This is a genomic window from Pseudomonas sp. GM49 (genome assembly GCF_000282355.1).
Lineage (GTDB): Bacteria > Pseudomonadota > Gammaproteobacteria > Pseudomonadales > Pseudomonadaceae > Aquipseudomonas.
This window is the reverse complement of the sequence record NZ_AKJL01000090.1, coordinates 1-17009: the sequence shown is the minus strand read 5'-3', so window position 1 is coordinate 17009 and position 17009 is coordinate 1. Positions and strand designations below refer to the sequence as shown.

The 17009-nt window shown below is 61.4% G+C and carries 16 protein-coding genes; 8 read left to right on the top strand and 8 right to left on the bottom strand.

From position 1 onward, the window contains the following. The 3 genes from PMI29_RS20580 to PMI29_RS20590 all read right to left on the bottom strand — a co-directional run. A partial coding sequence (locus PMI29_RS20580; RefSeq protein WP_007996085.1) for a TolC family protein occupies positions 1-347 on the bottom strand: 347 nt, incomplete at its 3' end. Next, positions 347-3508: an efflux RND transporter permease subunit EmhB gene (emhB, locus tag PMI29_RS20585; RefSeq protein ID WP_007996084.1), complete on the bottom strand. Its 3162-nt coding sequence runs from the start codon at positions 3506-3508 to the stop codon at positions 347-349. The genes emhB and PMI29_RS20580, both read right to left, overlap by 1 nt. 3 nt (positions 3509-3511) lie before the next feature. Beyond that, entirely contained in the window at positions 3512-4669 is a 1158-nt protein-coding gene (locus PMI29_RS20590) for an efflux RND transporter periplasmic adaptor subunit (RefSeq protein WP_007996083.1), read from the bottom strand. A gap of 277 nt (positions 4670-4946) precedes the next feature. Here PMI29_RS20590 and emhR point away from each other — a divergent pair, with 277 nt between their 5' ends. After that, complete coding sequence (gene emhR, locus PMI29_RS20595; protein WP_007986303.1) at positions 4947-5579, top strand: efflux system transcriptional repressor EmhR; 633 nt, start codon at positions 4947-4949, stop codon at positions 5577-5579. A gap of 268 nt (positions 5580-5847) precedes the next feature. On the opposite strand, the gene PMI29_RS20600 is transcribed toward emhR, so the two are convergent. From PMI29_RS20600 to PMI29_RS20610, 3 genes are read right to left on the bottom strand one after another with little or no spacing between them, the layout of a single operon-like run. Next, complete coding sequence (locus PMI29_RS20600) at positions 5848-6897, bottom strand: alkene reductase (protein WP_007996082.1); 1050 nt, start codon at positions 6895-6897, stop codon at positions 5848-5850. 30 nt (positions 6898-6927) lie between these two features. After that, positions 6928-8094, bottom strand: a complete 1167-nt coding sequence (locus PMI29_RS20605) for an MFS transporter (RefSeq protein ID WP_007996080.1) — start codon at positions 8092-8094, stop codon at positions 6928-6930. Positions 8095-8117: 23 nt separating this feature from the next. Then, positions 8118-8420 (bottom strand): ArsR/SmtB family transcription factor, encoded by a 303-nt coding sequence (locus PMI29_RS20610; RefSeq protein WP_007983055.1) that lies wholly within the window; start codon positions 8418-8420, stop codon positions 8118-8120. Between the two features lie 170 nt (positions 8421-8590). Here PMI29_RS20610 and PMI29_RS20615 point away from each other — a divergent pair, with 170 nt between their 5' ends. Then, positions 8591-9169 (top strand): acyl carrier protein phosphodiesterase, encoded by a 579-nt coding sequence (locus tag PMI29_RS20615; RefSeq protein WP_007996078.1) that lies wholly within the window; start codon positions 8591-8593, stop codon positions 9167-9169. A gap of 108 nt (positions 9170-9277) precedes the next feature. Here PMI29_RS20615 and PMI29_RS20620 read toward each other — a convergent pair whose 3' ends face one another. Both PMI29_RS20620 and olsB read right to left on the bottom strand, forming a co-directional pair. Beyond that, the gene (locus PMI29_RS20620; RefSeq protein WP_007996075.1) at positions 9278-10069 is read right to left on the bottom strand and encodes a lysophospholipid acyltransferase family protein; all 792 of its coding nucleotides are present in this window, start codon (positions 10067-10069) and stop codon (positions 9278-9280) included. After that, complete coding sequence (olsB, locus tag PMI29_RS20625; RefSeq protein ID WP_007996073.1) at positions 10069-10824, bottom strand: L-ornithine N(alpha)-acyltransferase; 756 nt, start codon at positions 10822-10824, stop codon at positions 10069-10071. Before olsB ends, PMI29_RS20620 begins: the two co-directional genes overlap by 1 nt. Positions 10825-10979: 155 nt before the next feature. Between olsB and PMI29_RS20630 the strand changes: the two genes are divergently transcribed. From PMI29_RS20630 to PMI29_RS20655, 6 genes are all read left to right on the top strand, one after another. Further along, complete coding sequence (locus PMI29_RS20630) at positions 10980-11867, top strand: acyl-CoA dehydrogenase family protein (RefSeq protein WP_007996072.1); 888 nt, start codon at positions 10980-10982, stop codon at positions 11865-11867. 179 nt (positions 11868-12046) lie between these two features. Continuing rightward, positions 12047-13141 carry a serine hydrolase domain-containing protein gene (locus tag PMI29_RS20635; RefSeq protein WP_007996070.1) on the top strand — a complete coding sequence of 365 codons (1095 nt, stop codon included), beginning with the start codon at positions 12047-12049 and terminating at the stop codon, positions 13139-13141. Further along, positions 13138-13461: a hypothetical protein gene (locus tag PMI29_RS20640; RefSeq protein ID WP_007996069.1), complete on the top strand. Its 324-nt coding sequence runs from the start codon at positions 13138-13140 to the stop codon at positions 13459-13461. The genes PMI29_RS20635 and PMI29_RS20640 overlap by 4 nt, the downstream gene beginning before the upstream one ends. A 153-nt stretch (positions 13462-13614) precedes the next feature. Then, complete coding sequence (locus PMI29_RS20645; RefSeq protein WP_007996067.1) at positions 13615-14790, top strand: M20 aminoacylase family protein; 1176 nt, start codon at positions 13615-13617, stop codon at positions 14788-14790. An 82-nt stretch (positions 14791-14872) separates the two neighbouring features. Then, entirely contained in the window at positions 14873-16183 is a 1311-nt protein-coding gene (locus PMI29_RS20650) for a citrate-proton symporter (RefSeq protein WP_007996066.1), read from the top strand. Between the two features lie 20 nt (positions 16184-16203). Further along, positions 16204-17009: amidase (locus tag PMI29_RS20655; RefSeq protein ID WP_033052187.1), on the top strand; the 806-nt coding region annotated here is incomplete at its 3' end.

Here is a 17009-nt window from a genome sequence, read left to right as displayed (position 1 = left end):
GGAACGTGCTGACGGCTGCCGGTGCCGTTGGCCGAGACAGCCGGGAACAGATCGGCACGGGAGATGCGGTACTGAGCCGCAAACGCGTCGATGTTCAGGGCCGCGACACGCAGGTCACGGTTGTTTTCCAGGGCAACCTGGATCAGCTGTTGCAGCGCCGGGTCATGGAAAAACTGCTTCCAGCCCTGCTCGGCGGCAGCTTGCGCCGGTGCCTGGGCCGGCGAGTACGCCAGGCCCTGCGGGTACTGCCCAGCCACCGGTGCTTCGGGCTGCTGATAATCAGGTATCAGCGAGCAGCCACCGAGCACGAAGGCGGCGACTGCCAGGGAGAGTAGCGACTTGCTCATTAGCCAGCCTCTTTAGAAGGTTCAATGGCAGCGTCCTGGTCGGCGATTTTGCGCTGGCCAATGGACGACACGGTGACGAAGAACAGCGGGACCCAGAAGATCGCCAGCACAGTGGCCGTGATCATACCGCCAATCACGCCGGTACCGATTGCATGCTGGCTACCGGAACCTGCGCCGGTGGATATCGCCAGTGGTACCACACCGAGGACGAAGGCGAGCGAGGTCATGATGATCGGTCGCAGACGCATGCGGCTGGCTTCAATTGCCGCATCGCGCAGGCTACGCCCTTGTTCGTGCAGTTCCTTGGCAAATTCGACAATCAGAATGGCGTTTTTCGCCGCCAGACCGATGGTCGTCAACAGACCTACCTGGAAGTACACGTCGTTGGACAAACCGCGCAGGCTGGTGGCCATCAATGCGCCGATGATCCCCAGCGGTACCACCAACATCACCGCGATCGGAATCGACCAGCTCTCATACAACGCCGCCAGACACAGGAACACCATCAGCAGCGACAGCGCGTACAGCGCCGGCGCTTGCGAACCGGACAGACGTTCCTCGTACGACAGGCCGGTCCAGGAAATACCGACACCCGCCGGCAGTTTCCTGGCAATGGCTTCGACTTCGAGCATGGCTTCACCGGTGGAGTAACCCGGTGCCGGGGCACCGAGGATTTCCATCGCTTCCACGCCATTGTAGCGAGCCAGTTTCGGCGAACCGTAAATCCACTCGCCCTTGGCGAACGCCGAGAACGGAACCATGGTGCCGACGCTGTTGCGCACGTACCACTTCTGCAGGTCTTCAGGGCTCATTCGAGCGCCTGGCTGGCCTTGCACGTAAACCTTCTTCACGCGACCGCGGTCGATGAAGTCGTTGACGTAGCTACTGCCCAGGGCAATCGACAGCGTGTTGTTGATGTCGGCGATGGTAATGCCCAGGGCACTGGCCTTCTCGTCATCGATTTCCAGCTGGTATTGCGGTTCGTCATTCAGGCCGTTAGGACGCACCTGAGTCAGAATCTTGCTTTGCGCGGCCATGCCGAGGAACTGGTTTCGCGCTTGCATCAGCTTGTCGTGGCCGATACCGGCGCGGTCCTGCAGGAACACGTCGAAACCGGTGGCGTTACCCAGTTCCAGTACCGCCGGTGGTGCGAAGGCGAACACCATGGCATCGCGGAAGGTGAAGAAGTGCTGTTGGGCACGAGCCGCCACCTTGAACACGTTGTTATCGGCGTTACGCTCGTCCCACGGTCTGAGCATGATGAACGCCATACCCGAACTCTGGCCACGGCCGGCGAAGTTGAAACCGGTCACGGTAAACACCGAGTTCACCGCATCGCCTTCACCGCCATCCTTGCCCGGACGCAGCAGGAATTCACGCATCTCGTCCACGACCACCTGGGTGCGCTGGGCACTGGAACCGGCCGGGGTCTGCACCTGGGCGAACAGTACACCCTGGTCTTCTTCCGGCAGAAACGCCGTTGGAATGCGGGTGAACAGCCAGATCATGCCGACGATGATGATCAGGTAGGCCAGCAGGTACGGGGCCTTTTGCGCAAGCATGTTGCCCACGCCGCGCTCATAGCTGCGTACGCCTCGGTCGAAGTTGCGGTTGAACCAGCCGAAGAAGCCGCGTTTCGGAGTGCCATGCTCGCCTTTCGGAATCGCCTTGAGCATGGTCGCGCAGAGCGCCGGGGTGAAGATCAGTGCAACCAGTACCGACAGGGCCATGGCCGAAACGATGGTGATCGAGAACTGCTTGTAGATCACGCCGGTGGAACCGCTGAAGAACGCCATTGGCAGCAGAACCGCCGACAGCACCAGGGCAATACCCACCAGTGCACCCTGGATCTGGCCCATGGATTTCTTGGTGGCTTCCTTCGGTGACAGGCCTTCTTCGCTCATCACCCGTTCGACGTTTTCCACCACGACGATGGCGTCGTCCACCAGCAAGCCGATGGCCAGCACCATACCGAACATGGTCAGGGTGTTGATGCTGAAACCGGCTGCCGCGAGGATCCCGAATGTACCGAGCAATACCACCGGCACGGTCATCGTGGTGATGATGGTGGCGCGGAAGTTCTGCAGGAACAGGAACATCACCAGGAACACCAGCGCGACCGCTTCGACCAGGGTGTGAACCACGCCCTTGATCGATTCGGTCACCACCGGGGTGGTGTCATACGGGAACACCACTTCCATCCCTTGGGGGAAGAACGGCTTGAGGTTGTCGATGGTCGCGCGCAGGGCCTTGGCGGTGTCGAGGGCGTTGGCACCGGTGGCCAGTTTCACGGCCAGGCCGGATGCCGGTGCACCGTTGAACTGGGCATTGATGCTGTAGTTCTCACCCCCCAAACCGATGTCGGCGACATCTTTCAAGCGTACCTGGGAGCCATCCTTGTTGACCTTGAGCAGGATCTTGTCGAATTGCTCAGCGGTCTGCAGACGGGTCTTGCCAATGATCGTCGCGTTCAACTGGGTGCCGGGCAGGGCCGGCAGGCCGCCGAGCTGGCCGGACGACACCTGGACGTTCTGCGCAGCGATGGCGGTTTTGGCGTCGATCGGGGTCAGGTTGAATTTGTTCAACTTGGCCGGGTCGAGCCAGATCCGCATGGCGTACTGGGAACCGAACACCTGGAAGTCACCGACACCGGCGGTCCGAGAGATCGGATCCTGCATGTTCGACACGATGTAGTTGGACAGGTCGTCCTTGGTCATGCTGCCGTCACGCGACACCACGCCGATCACCAACAGGAAGTTCTTCACGGCCTTGGTGACACGGATACCTTGCTGCTGCACTTCTTGCGGCAGCAGCGGGGTGGCCAGGTTCAGCTTGTTCTGGACCTGAACCTGCGCGGTATCGGAGTTGGTGCCTTGCTCGAAGGTCGCTGTAATGGTCATGGTGCCGTCGGAGTTACTTTCCGACGAGACATAACGCAGGTTGTCGATACCGTTGAGCTGTTGCTCGATCACTTGCACCACGGTGTCCTGCACGGTTTGCGCAGACGCGCCCGGGTAAGCCACGGAGATGGCGATCGCTGGAGGCGCGATGCTCGGGTACTGGTTGATCGGCAGTTTGAGGATCGATAGTGCCCCGACCAGCATGATCACCAGGGCAATTACCCAGGCGAAAATCGGACGGTCGATAAAGAATTTCGACATGGTTTACTCCCCTTTGCCGTTGGAAGCCTGTTCAGCTGTCTTCACGGGGACCGGGTTCTTTGCGGCTACGTTGGTCGCCTCACTGGCTTTGACTTCGATGCCGGGTTTGACGAATTGCAGGCCTTCGGTGATCAGGCGATCACCGGCCTTCAGGCCGTCTTCGATCAGCCATTGATTGCCGACGGTGCGGTTGGCCTTGAGTTGACGCAGTTCGACCTTGTTGTCCGGGCCGACAACCAGTGCGGTCGGGGTACCCTTGAGGTCGCGGGTCACGCCTTGCTGGGGGGCCAGGATCGCCGCGCTGTTCACGCCGGCCAGCAACTTGGCGTGCACGAACATGCCTGGCAGAAGGGTGTGATCAGGGTTCGGGAAAATGGCGCGCAAGGTGACGGAGCCGGTGGTCTGGTCAACCGAGACTTCGGAGAACTCCAGCTTGCCGTCCAGCTTGTACTCGCTGCCGTCTTCGAGGGTCAGTTTGACCGATGCCGTGTTATCGCCAGCCTTTTGCAGGCGACCGCTTTCCAGCTCACGGCGCAATTGCAACAGCTCGACCGAGGACTGCGTCACGTCGACGTAGATCGGGTCGATTTGCTGAATCACCGCCATCGCATCGACCTGGGCATTGCTGACCAGCGCGCCTTCAGTCACCGAGGAGCGGCCAATGCGGCCGGTCAACGGGGCGTAGACCTTGGTGTATCGCACGTTGATCTGGGCGGTCTGCAGTGCCGCTTCCGATTGCAGGCGATTGGCCACGGCAGTGTCGTATTCCTGACGGCTTACGGCTTGTTCGTCGACCAGTTGCTTGTAGCGATCGGAAATCGATTTGGTCGAACGCAGGTTGGCTTCGGCGCTTTTCAACGTCGCTTCATAGACCGACGGATCGATCTGGTACAGCTGCTGGCCGGCCTTGACGTCGCTGCCTTCCTTGAACTGACGTTTGAGAATGATGCCATTCACCTGCGGGCGAACTTCGGCAATGCGGAACGCACTGGTACGACCTGGCAGATCGGACGTCAGGGTGAAAGCTTGCGGTTGCAGAGTCACGACGCCGACCTGAGGTGGTGGGGCGGCCGGTGCTGCCTCTTCCTTTTTGCATCCGCTGAGTAGCGATGCCAGGGCGACGGCGGCGACCAGAGCGGTAACAGCTGGCTTGAATTGCATGAAAATCCTCGGGTCAGGCGCGCAAGAAGCGCACTAGAAGGGTGAAAGGTTGAAAAATTTTTGCCGAGTGGATAAGTAGCTTGCTAAGGAATATACTTACATGCATGGCTGTTTGTAAATACCCAGGCTGCGTATCAACGTCGTTACACAAGCCGTTACACAAGCCGTTGAAAGGTTGGAATTGTAGGCCGGGGACGAGCCCCAATAACGTTCGCCCCACTTTTATTCAGCTGATATTCAGACATCGCTGAAGCACCCTGATTGAGGTTGTACTGCCATGGTCCGTCGTACCAAAGAGGAAGCTCAGGAAACCCGCGCGCAAATTCTCGTGGCGGCCGAAAAGGCCTTTTACGAGCGAGGTGTGGCGCGTACGACCCTGGCGGACATCGCCACCCTGGCTGGCGTCACTCGTGGGGCCATTTACTGGCATTTCAGCAATAAGGCGGATCTGGTGCAGGCCATGCTCGACACCTTGCATGAGCCGCTGGAAGAAATGGCCAAGGCCAGCGAAAGCGAAGACGAGCTCGATCCCCTGGGCTGCATGCGCAAGCTTCTGATTCATTTGTTTCATCAAATTGCGCTGGACCCGAAAACCCGGCGCATTAATGAGATTTTGTTTCATAAGTGCGAATTCACCGATGAAATGTGCGACCTGCGCCAACAGCGCGTGTCAGCCAGCCTCGAATGCAATGTGCGGATCGGCCTGGCCCTGAGCAATGCCGTGAATCGCGGCCAGTTGCCGGAAAACCTCGACACCGCCCGCGCCGCCATCAGCTTGCATGCTTATATTGATGGCATCCTCTACCAGTGGTTGCTGGCCCCCGACGGTTTTGAATTGCACACCGAAGCCGAGCGCTGGGTCGATACCGGTTTGGACATGCTGCGCTTGAGCCCCAGCCTGCGCAAATGAAACAAAATGCTTAATTGGCTCCTTGTATGGACTCTTTTGTCACTTGATGTGCCGTAATGGGGTGCTTTTATATACGCACCCTTGGCGGGATAACAGGTAGCAAGCTCAGTATTTTGTAGGGAATTTGTGTCGAGACTGTGCGAAATCCATTTCGACCTTGTGGGAGCGAGCAAGCCCGCTCCCACATTAGTGGATAGTGTTAAACCGTCAGGTATAAAAAAGCCCCGGCTCTTTCGAGCTGGGGCTTTTGCGTTTCAACCGTTGCTGATTACAGCGCCGGATAGTCGATGTAGCCGACCGGGCCCTTCGCGTAGAACAGCTCCGGACGCGCTTCGTTCAGCGGTGCGTCGGCCTTCAAGCGTGCCGGCAGGTCAGGGTTGGCAATGAAGGGTACGCCGAAGGCGACTGCATCGGCCTTGCCGCTGGCGAGCAACGCGTTGGCGCTGTCCTTGGTGAAACGTTCGTTGGCAATGTATGGACCGCCGAAAGCTTCCTTGAGTTGCGGACCGAGGCTGTCGGCACCTTCTTTCTCGCGCGAGCAGATGAAGGCGATGCCACGCTTGCCCAGTTCGCGAGCGACGTAGGTGAAGGTTTCGGCCAGGTTGTCATCGCCCATGTCATGCAGGTCGGCGCGTGGCGACAGGTGCACACCTACGCGGCCGGCGCCCCAGATTTCGATGGCGGCGTCGGTCACTTCCAGCAGCAGGCGGGCACGGTTTTCCAGGGAGCCGCCATAGTTGTCGGTGCGCTGGTTGGTGCTGCTTTGCAGGAACTGGTCGAGCAGGTAACCGTTGGCGGCATGGATTTCCACACCGTCGAAGCCGGCCGCCTTGGCGTTCTCGGCACCGACGCGGTAAGCGTCGACGATGTCGGCGATTTCAGCGGTTTCCAGGGCACGCGGGACAGGGAAGTCGGCCAGCGGACGAACCAGGCTGACGTGGCCTTTGGGCTGGATGGCGCTCGGGGCGACCGGGGCTTCATCGTTCAGGTACAAACCGTGGGAAATGCGACCCACATGCCACAACTGCAGGAAGATCTTGCCGCCCGCGCCATGGATAGCCTTGGTCACATTGGACCAGCCACGTACCTGATCGTTGGACCAGATACCCGGGGTGTCGGGGTAACCAACGCCCATCGGCGTGACCGAAGTGGCCTCGCTGAGGATCAGCCCGGCGGACGCACGTTGCACGTAGTACTCGGCCATCAGCGCGTTGGGTACGCGGCCTTCGTCGGCGCGGCAGCGGGTCAGTGGTGCCATGATGATGCGGTTGGCCAACTCGAGGTCGCCCAGTTTGATCGGATCGAAAATAGACGTCATTTATTGCGGCCCTCGTGAGGTAATGGTTGATCAATTGGTAGCAGGTGCCAGCTCGGGATTGCCGCTCTGGCGGAAAGTAATCAGGGTGACCAGCAGGGCGAGTACCGCCAGTGCGGCCGCGGCGAGCGGCACGCTGGTCAGGCCGAAGCCATGGGCAATCACACTGCCGCCGACCCAGGCACCCAGGGCGTTGCCGATGTTGAAAGCGCCGATGTTCAGGGTCGACACCAGGTTCGGTGCGGCTTTGCCGAAAGTCACCACGTTCACTTGCAGCGCCGGTACGGCGGCGAAGCACGCGGTGGCCCAGAGGAACAGGGTGATTTCGGTCGGGATCAGCGCGACGCTGGTCCAGGTCAGTACGGTGGACACCACGGCCATGGTGATGAACACGCCGATCAGCGTCGCGGCCATGCCTTTATCGGCCAGCTTGCCGCCGATGATGTTGCCGACCGTCAGGCCCAGGCCGATGAGCATCAGGGTCCAGGTCACGCCACGGGGCGAGATGCCGGTGACTTCGCCGAGCAGCGGCGCGACGTAGGTGAACAGGGTGAACACCGAGGCGGCGAACAGTGCCGTCATGCTCAGGGACAGCCAGATGCCACCGCCCTTGAGTGCGGCCAGTTCGGCGCGCATGTCGAGTTTTTCTTCATCGCGCTTGGCCGGCAGGAAGCGGATCAGGCCGATCAGCGCAATTACACCGATCACGGTCACGGCCCAGAAGGTCGAACGCCAGCCGGCTTCCTGGCCGAGGGCAGTGCCCAGCGGTACGCCGAGGACGTTGGCCAGGGTCAGGCCGGTGAACATCAGGGCCACGGCCGAGGCACGTTTGTTCGCAGACACTAGGCCGGCGGCCACCACCGAACCGATGCCGAAGAAGGCGCCGTGGCACAGGGCGGTGACCACACGGGCGAACATCAGCACGTTGTAGTCGCCGGCCACCGCGCACAGCAGGTTGCCAATAATGAAGATGCCCATCAACGCCACCAGGGCAGCCTTGCGCGGCAGCCGGGCGGTGGCCAGCGCCATGAACGGCGCACCGATGGCTACGCCCAGGGCGTAACCGGTCACCAGCCAGCCGGCACCGGGAATCGATACACCGAGGTCTGCCGCCACATTGGGCAGCAGGCCCATGATGACGAACTCGGTGGTACCGATGGCGAAGGCGCTCAAGGCCAGGATGAGTAGCGAGAGGGGCATTGTTTAATTCCTTTTCGGCTGGATCAGAGCTCTTTACTGAAGGTCTTGAGGAATTCCTGAATGGTTTCCTCGTTGCGTTTGAAGAAGTGCCACTGGCCGACTTTGCGGCTGCTGATCAGGCCGGCGCGTTGCAGGGTCGCCAGGTGTGCGGACACCGTGGACTGCGACAGGCCGCAACGTTGATCGATCTGCCCGGCGCAAACGCCGTGTTCGTTGCTGTGGGACTGGTCGGGAAATTCGACGGTCGGGTCCTTGAGCCAGTGCAGGATTTCTCGCCGTACCGGGTGTGCCAGGGCTTTTATTATTTCGTCGAGATTGATGGTCATGGTGTGGGCTCGTGATGTTTAAAACGCTATATCGCGATGAGGCGAACTTTAAATCGGTATTTCGCGATATACAAATATGATTTGGCTCTGACCAACTCACATTTCGGTATATCGAGTTATAACGATATGGAGAGTGTAACAATGCAAGGGGGCGGTGCTAAGCTGCGCCCATGAACTATCTCGCACATCTTCACCTCGGTGGCCAGCGTCCCGGCCAATTGCTCGGCAGTCTGTATGGCGATTTCGTCAAGGGACGGCTGCAAGGGCAGTTCGCTGCGGAAATCGAAGGGGCCATCCAGTTGCACCGCAGCATCGACGTGTTCACCGATCGCCATCCGCTGGTGGATGTCGCGTTGTCGCGTTTCTCCCTGACCCGGCGTCGCTACGCGGGGATCGTGCTCGACGTGTTTTTCGACCATTGTCTGGCCCGGGACTGGACGCTGTATGCCGATCGGCCCCTGGCGTTGTTCACCTCGGATGTTTACCGGGTGCTGTCCAGTGAGCGGCAATTGCCGGAACGGCTGGCGAAGATTGCACCGTACATGGTGGCCAATGACTGGTTGGGTTCATATCAGGAATTCGAAGTGCTGGAGCAGGTGTTGCGGGGGATCTCGCGGCGCCTGACCCGGCCGGAGGAACTGGCGGCGGCGATGCAGGAGTTGCGGCGGTTGTATGAACCGTTGAGCGAGGACTTTCGGTTGTTCTATCCGCAGCTGCAGGATTTTGCCCGGAACTATCCAACAACATAAAACCAGTGTGGGAGCGAGCTTGCTCGCGATTGCGGTGGGTCAGTCAACATCATCGTTGAATGATTATCCGCTATCGCGAGCAAGCTCGCTCCCACAAGGGATCTGTGTTTACGCTGCAATAGCAGGGCGCATCGGTGCTCGCTGAGGTTCAACGACAGTCCCGAACAACGCCTTCTGCACCGCCTGCTGTGCCTCGAACGCCAGCGCTGCACGTTCCCGACCTTCGCAAGCAATTGGCTTGAGCAGATGAATCTCTACACCACCGCGATCATTGGCAAACAGCCGCATCAAGTGCGAGAGCAAATCATCGTCGCCAATGAACGGTGCCAGCGTGCAGGGCTCGCCGTCGCGTACATAACGGATCGCCACCGGCTGCATCGCCACTTCGGAATCGATGGCGGCGGACAGCAGGCGACCATGGAAGGTGCGCAGCGAACGGCCATCGGTGGTGGTGCCTTCCGGGAACATCAGCAGTGGGTAGGCTTGTTCCAGGTGGCGAGTCATCTGCTTGCGGATCAACTGGCTGTCACCCGAGCCACGACGGATAAACAGGCTGCCGGCCTTGGCCGCCAGCCAGCCGGCCACCGGCCAGGTGCGCACTTCGGCTTTGGACAGGAACGACAGCGGTGTGAGCATCCCCAGCAGCGGGATGTCGGTCCAGGACACATGATTGCTGACCCAGAGCATCGGTGCCTTCGGCAGCTCGCCGTGGACGGTCACGTCAAAGGGCAGGGCGTTGCTCAGGCGGGCCATGAAAAACCGCGACCAGCGCTGACGACGCGCCATCGAATGGGCCAGGCCCAGGCGCTCGAACACCCCGAAAACACTGGCCATGCCCAGGCCCAGCGTCACCACCATCAGCACTCGCGCGATTCGCGCGTACACCCGCAACCGGCTCATTACACAGCCGCCTTGAAGTGTTTGGCGTAGCGCGGGCAGAGTTCGTCACGCTTGAGCAGGATGAACACGTCGGCGACCTGGAAGTCTTCGTCCCAGCAGGGCTCGCCGCAGATCTTCGCGCCCAGGCGCATGTAGGCCTTGAGCAGCGGTGGCATTTCGGCAATCACGTTCGACGGGATGTCCAGGCTCGGCAGTGGATTTTTCGGCTCGGCGCGCAGGTGTTCGGTGCACAGGTAGCGTTCGCGCAGACGCTGCATGATCGCGTGGGCCTGCACGCCGCCATCCTGCATCGGAATGCTCGCGCAACCCATCAGGTAGCTGTAGCCGCCCTGGTTCAGGACTTCGGCCAGTTCGCCCCAGAGTACGGCGATGGTGCCGCCGTTGCGGTAGGCCGGGTCGACGCAGGTGCGACCGATTTCCAGGATCGGTCCTTGCAGATGCACCAGGCCGTGAAGGCTGAATTCTTCTTCGCTATAAAACTTGCCCAGGCTGCTGGCAGCCGTGTGGTCGAGCAAACGGGTGGTCGCCACCAGGCGCCCGGTGTTCAGGTCACGCACACCGATGTGGGCGCAGTGAACGTCGTAGTCATCCATGTCCAGACCCAGCTCGGCACCCTTGAGCTTGGCGTTGAATTCGCCGCTGAACACGTTGAAACGCAAGGCCTGGGCCTCCTGCAACGCCTCGGCGCCCACCAGGCGTTCGGCTTGCAGGCGGCGTTCATTGCCGGTGTCGCTGATGCGGGCGATCTGAGTCATGGCGATTCTCCGTGCGGGCTGCTCACCCGTCTTTGGGTTACAGCGGATCGACTTTCTTTATCTAGCCGTGTTGTGCAAAGTCAGGCTATGTAGCCCCGGTGTCATCGCCATTAAGCTTTGGTGATGCTTATATGACAGCCCTCAAGGAGCCTCTTATGCCCTGGCAAACCCTGTTGAACCGCCGCGAACGCTTGCCCGCCAACCCGGATCTGGCCGAGGGTTTCGCGACCTTGTTGCAGCAGTTGGGCACGGTCACTCCGTTCGAATTGGCCGTGCTCGGCGGGCGGATGATGGCGACGCCGGGGCTGGCGTTTCTGGTGGGGTATCAAGCGGCATTGCGCATGCTCTGGCCGAGCGCACCACTGAGCCTCGGCGCGCTGTGCGCCACCGAACAGCGCAGCCTGCGCCCGGCCGACATGCAAACCCGACTGAGCGGTTTGCGCCTGAACGGACGCAAGGATTTCGTCACCGCCGGCGATGCGGCCGACTGGTTGCTGGTGGCGGTGCGTAGCGAGGAGCCCGGTACCGAGCCACGCTTGAGCCTGGCAGTGATCTATCGCGATGAACCGGGTGTGCGGGTGGAAAAACTGGCGCCGATTCCGTTGATGCCGGATATCAGCCATGGCCGCTTGTTTCTGGACAATGCCTTGTGCGAATTGCTCGCCGGTGATGGCTGGGATGCCTACGTCAAACCGTTTCGCACGCTGGAAGACATCTATGTACTGAGCGCCATGACGGCGTGGTTGTATGGCGTCGGCCAGGAATGCAGTTGGCCGCAATCCTTGCAATTGCGGTTGCTGGGGTTGTTGGCGGGGTGTGCGGAGTCCAGCCGTCAGCCACCGACCCATCCGGCCGGGCATGTGTTGCTTGGTGGGTTGTTTGCGCAGTTCGAAGGGCTCAAGGCTGAGGTGAATGAGGCAATGGCTGGAGGGCCTCCAGAGTGGGCGGCGATGTGGCAGCGCGACCAAGCGGTGATGGATTTGGCGGCGGGGGCACGGGGTAAGCGGTTGGCCAAGGCGTTGGCGGAATCTTCGCTGCCCTGACTGGCCCCTTCGCGGGCAAGCCCGCTCCCACAGGGACCTGTGTCGTGTACACATGTTGTGTTCGACGCAGAACCTGTGGGAGCGGGCTTGCCCGCGAAGGCGGCCTCATTGGCAACAAAACTCCAGAACTGTCATCAACCTCGACTAGGCTCAGCAGTTTCAATCTCCGAGCCCCCGCCATGCCCAAAGGCTTGTCCCTGATTTTCCTGCTGTTGCTCAGCGTCACGGCCCAGGCCGAGTACTGGCCCGCCGAGCAATGGCCGACCACCCCGACGCCGACTGGCCCGGCGCTTCAAGCTTTGGAGGCCTACGCCTTCCCGTCCCGCGATGACAGCACTCGCCAGGGCATCCGCACCGATGCCTTGTTGGTGATCCGCGACGGCCAGTTGATCTACGAACGATACGCCGGCCCGACGACGGCCGAGACGCCGCACCTGACCTGGTCGATCAGCAAGAGCCTGATGGCCGCCGTCCTCGGCGTGGCCTATGGCGAAGGCTTGTTCAAGCTCGGTGACCCGGTAGCGAAGTTTTATCCGCCCCTGCAAAAGCATCCCGACATGACCATGGCCGACCTGCTGCACTGGGCCTCGGGCCTGGACTGGCAAGAAGACTACGAGTACGCCCCGCTGAAATCTTCGGTGGTGGCCATGCTCTACACCCGCGGGCACCACGACATGGCCGAATTCACTGCGGCGCATGCTGCGTACGCCGCGCCGGGTCAGGCCTTTCGCTACTCCAGCGGCGACAGCAACCTGTTGTCCGCCGCGCTGAAAACCATCGTCGACCCCGACCGCTATCCCGACTATCCATGGACTGCTGTGTTCGAACCGCTGGGCATTCGCCACGCCGTTTGGGAAACCGATGCCACCGGCACGTTCGTCGCGTCGTCCTATGCCTACCTGACGGCACGGGATCTGGCCCGGGTCGGTCTGTTGATGGCCCGCGAGGGGCGCTGGGGCGACAGGCAACTGCTGCCCAAGGACTGGGTGGCGTTCAACCGCGAGCCGTTCGCTCACTATCATGCCCACGAAGACGATGCCGTCCCCGGCGGCCAGTGGTGGCTCAATCGAGCCGTGGAGGGCGCAGCAAGACCCTGGCCCGATGCCCCCGCCGATACCTTCGCTGCTCTGGGTCATTGGGGGCAGGTGATGTACGTGATCCCCAGTGAACAGCTGGTGATCGTCCGCTACGGCGATGACCGCGACGGCAGTTACCGGCACAACGAATTGCTCAGGCTCGCGCTCAAGGCCTTTGCCGGGAGGGTGCAGCCATGAGCGGTTTCATTCGCCGTCGACCGGTCAGTTCGCTATTGCTGATTGCGCTGATCGCCTTGCTCGGCTGGATCTGGCACGAGCGTGAGGCGCTGTGGGCGTTCCCCGACATCATCAGCGCCTACACCGCCAAGGAATATTGTTCGTGCCGCTATGTGATGGGTAACGATACCCAGTACTGCCACGGCTATGTGAAGCAATGGCTGCCCACCAGTGGCTTTGTCGATGACCCGAGCGCCAAGCGCGTAACGGTCAGCGGCATGGGCCGCAGCAACAGCGCCGTGTGGATCGGCGAGCGCCAGGGCTGTCGCTTGCAGCCCTGATATCCCTTCAGGTTCCACTCTGTGGAACCACATTCGATTGTCCTGGCGCGCGACTCGCGGTTATCTGGCGGTGAGCGCGACCTGCCTTTGACGTGTCGCGAAATCACTGCGAACAACAAGAACGGGACTACACCCGGCCCGAGGACAATCGTCATGACCCGATATCAGCACATCCTTGCCTGGCTCAACGACGTGGCCAGCGATCTGCACGCCACCCGCCAGGACATCCACGCCCACCCGGAACTCGGCTTCGAGGAAAACCGCACCTCGGCGCTGGTGGCCAAATCCCTGGCGGATTGGGGCTACGAGGTGCACACCGGCATCGGCAAGACCGGTGTAGTCGGCGTGCTGCGTAATGGCAGTAGCCCGCGCAGACTCGGTTTGCGGGCGGACATGGATGCGCTGCCGATCATCGAGAACACCGGAGCAACCTACAGCAGCCAGCATCAGGGTTGCATGCACGCCTGTGGGCATGACGGCCACACCACGATGCTGCTGGGCGCGGCGCGCTACCTGGCGGCGACACGCCAGTTCGACGGCACCCTGACGTTGATTTTCCAGCCTGCCGAAGAGGGCCAGGGCGGTGCCGAAGCGATGCTTGCCGATGGCCTGCTCGAACGTTTCCCCTGCGATGCGCTGTTCGGCATGCACAACATGCCGGGGCTACCCGCCGGCCATTTGGGTTTTCGTGAGGGGCCGATGATGGCCTCGCAGGATTTGCTTAACGTGACCATCGAAGGTGTCGGCGGCCACGGTTCGATGCCGCATCTGGCGGTCGATCCGCTGGTGGCGGCGGCCAGTGTGGTCATGGCCCTGCAGACCGTGGTCGCGCGCAACATCGATGCGCAACAGGCGGCGGTGGTCACGGTGGGCGCGTTGCAGGCGGGGGAGGCGGCCAACGTCATTCCACAACAGGCAATCCTGCGCCTGAGCTTGCGGGCACTGAATGCCCAAGTGCGCGAGCAGACCCTCGAACGCGTGCGCGCAATCATCGAATCCCAGGCCCGGAGTTTCGGTTGCAGTTCGCGCATCGAACATCGTCCGGCCTACCCGGTGCTGGTCAACCATGCAGCCGAAACCGAATTCGCCAGGCAAGTCGGCGTTGATCTGGTCGGTGCCGATGCGGTCGATGGCAATACCCCCAAACTGATGGGCAGCGAAGACTTCGCCTGGATGCTGCAACGTTGCCCCGGCGCCTACCTGTTCATCGGCAATGGCGTGTCGCGGCCGATGGTCCACAACCCCGCGTATGACTTCAACGACGACATCCTGCTGACCGGTGCCGCGTACTGGGGCGCACTGACCGAGAGCTGGCTCAAACCGGCCTGATTTCCTCACTTTCTACAGCCGCCGGACCGGGTGCGCGCTGCCGTGCCCGCCGTTACCCAACAGGTTTTTGGAGAGTTCCCCCATGCAGACTTCGAGCACAGGCGTTTCTCGCACCCGGCAGGTGGTCGCCGCGGTTATCGGCAACGCGCTGGAATGGTATGACTTCATCGTTTACGGCTTTCTGGCCAGCATCATCGCCCGGCAGTTTTTCCCCTCTGACGACGAATACGCCTCCTTGCTGATGGCCCTGGCGACTTTCGGCGTCGGCTTCTTCATGCGTCCGGTGGGCGGCATCCTGCTGGGGATGTATTCGGACCGCAAAGGGCGCAAGGCGGCGATGCAGATGATCATTCGCCTGATGACTGTCTCCATCGCACTGATTGCGTTTGCACCGAACTACGCCGCTATCGGCATGGGTGCGCCACTGTTGATCGTGGTTGCGCGGATGCTGCAAGGCTTCGCCACGGGCGGCGAATACGCCAGCGCCACGGCGTTCCTGGTGGAAAGCGCACCGGCGCACCGCAAGGGCTTGTACGGCTCGTGGCAATTGGTCGGGCAATGCCTGGCGGTGTTCTCCGGGGCGGCGATGGTCGCATTGTTCACCCACCTGCTGTCCCCTGAGGCACTGGAGAGCTGGGGCTGGCGGATTCCGTTTGTGCTGGGTTTGCTGATCGGCCCGGTCGGGCTGTGGATTCGCAAGTACATGGAGGAACCGGAGGAGTTTCTCGAAGCACGCAAACAGGCCAAAGGCGCGAGCCCAAGCCTGATGCAAGTACTCCGCGAACACAGGCGCAGCATTCTGGTGTCCATGGGCCTGGCCTGTGGCGCGACCGTGTCGTTCTACGTGGTGCTGGTGAACATGCCAACCTTTGCCCACAAGAATCTCGGCCTGCCGCTGGATCAGGTGTTGCTGGTGCAAATGCTCGCGGTGGCGCTGATGACCGTGATCATTCCGTTGTCTGGCGCACTGTCGGACCAACTCGGCCGGCGCCCGGTGTTGATGGCCTTCACCCTGGCGTTTTTCCTGATGGTTTATCCCTTGTACGTGTGGGTGGCGGCGGCGCCATCGGTGGAGCGTTTGCTGGTGATGCAACTGTTGCTGTGCAGTGCGATCGGCGGTTTCTTCGGCCCGGCTCCGACCGCGCTGGCCGAGCAGTTCCCCATCGAAGTGCGTTCCACCGGTGTGTCGGTGGCTTACAACGTCGCCGTCATGGTCTTCGGCGGGTTCGCGCCGCTGATCGTCACTTGGCTGAGCAAGGTCCTGGCGACTCCGGTGGCGCCATCGTTCTACGTGTTGTTCGCCTGCTTGCTGACGTTACTCGGCACCTACTGCATGCAAGAAGCACCACGGGCAAAAAGATCCGTTGAACTCAATCTTGGGGTGAAACCTTGAGCAGCAATCCGATTGTTGAAATGGACGCCGATGCGCTGTCCCGGGCCATTCATGGGCGGCAGGTGTCCTGTCGCGAGGTGATGCAGGCGTATCTGGCGCAGATCGAACGCTTCAATCCACAGGTCAATGCGCTGGTGTCCCTGCGCCCGGCCGAGGCATTACTGGCAGAGGCCGACGAGTGTGATCGCCAACTCGACCGGGGCCAGTCCCGAGGCTGGATGCACGGCATGCCGCAGGCGGTCAAAGACCTGGCGGCCACCGCCGGTTTGCGCACCACGATGGGCTCACCGCTGTTCGCCGAGCAGGTTCCGCAATACGACGCCATCAGCGTGGCGCGGGTGCGCGACTGCGGGGCGATCATCATCGGCAAGAGCAACGTCCCGGAATTCGGCCTCGGCTCGCAAACCTACAACAGCGTGTTCGGCACCACCACCAACGCCTACGATCCGACCTTGATTGCCGGTGGCAGCAGTGGCGGGGCGGCGGTGGCGCTAGCGTTGCGCATGCTGCCGGTGGCCGACGGCAGCGACATGATGGGGTCGCTGCGCAATCCGGCGGCGTTCAACAACGTCTATGGATTGCGTCCGTCCCAGGGGCGTGTGCCGTTCGGGCCCGGACCTGAGATGTTCATCCAGCAACTGGCCACCGAAGGACCGATGGGCCGCACGGTCACCGATGTTGCCCGTTTGCTCGGCACCCAGGCCGGGTACGATCCGCGCGTGCCGTTGTCGCTGACTGAAGATCCGGGGATATTTCACCAGTCGTTGCAGCAGGATTTCAGGGATGTGCGGCTCGGCTGGCTGGGGGACTACAACGGCTACCTGCC